1 protein-coding gene is annotated in these 726 nt (G+C 56.5%); it reads right to left on the bottom strand.

Annotated elements, in window-relative coordinates; genetic code table 11:
- Nucleotides 1-27: 27 nt before the first annotated feature.
- A complete protein-coding gene (locus QEH53_RS23895) occupies nt 28-636 on the bottom strand; it encodes an IS1595 family transposase (RefSeq protein ID WP_309025753.1) in 609 nt (202 codons plus the stop codon).
- Between the last annotated feature and the right edge of the window lie 90 nt (nt 637-726).

The raw sequence follows: 726 nt of genomic DNA, 5'->3' as shown, positions 1-726 counted from the left end.
AAAAAAAGGGGCTATCCTAGCTAACAGTTATTGTTTTGTCCTTTTGTACCGCTGTTTAAGCTGCCTGAGCAGCTGTTGGTGGTTGCCTCCATTGAAGCGCCATTCGCACTCCTTGAGGAACAGCTGGAAGTTCTCGGGCTTGATGCCGTTGAAGCGCCGCAGATGCCGCTTGGCCTGGTTCCAGAAGTTCTCGATTCCTTTGATGTGATTGAGCCCGTCGGCGAAGAGCTCGCTGTGGTTGATACGACGATGGTGGAAGGCGCCCACGTCAAGAGCGTTGTAGGCCTTGAAGGTATCGGTGTAGACGATGCTGTCGGGCGTGACCTTCTCGTCGATTATGGGCAGCAGAGTCGAGGCCTTGGCGTTGGGCACGATGGCGGTGTAGACCTTCCCGCCCCGCTTGAGCAGTCCGAAGACGTCCACCTTGCCGGCCGCTCCGCGGCCACGCTTTCCCTTGCGGACTGCGCTGAAGTAGCTCTCGTCGGCCTCGATCTCCCCGCTGAGCTCGAAGCTGGGAAGCTTGCTGGCTATGAGCTCTCTCAGCCGCAAAAAGAAACTCGCGGCTGTGTTCCTGTGCACACCGACGATCTCCGCAGCGGCTCTGGCTGTGGATCCTGCCACGAAAAGCTTGATCAGGCCCCCCTTGCTTGCGAGGGCTGAGTCAACTGCTTATTATATACATTCTGCCATCCTAATATCATTCCTTAGCTAGGACAGCCCCAAAAA

Origin of the sequence: Pelagicoccus sp. SDUM812002 (assembly GCF_031127835.1) — a bacterium.
Lineage (GTDB): Bacteria > Verrucomicrobiota > Verrucomicrobiia > Opitutales > Opitutaceae > Pelagicoccus.
This window is presented reverse-complemented; position numbering and strand designations above follow the sequence as displayed.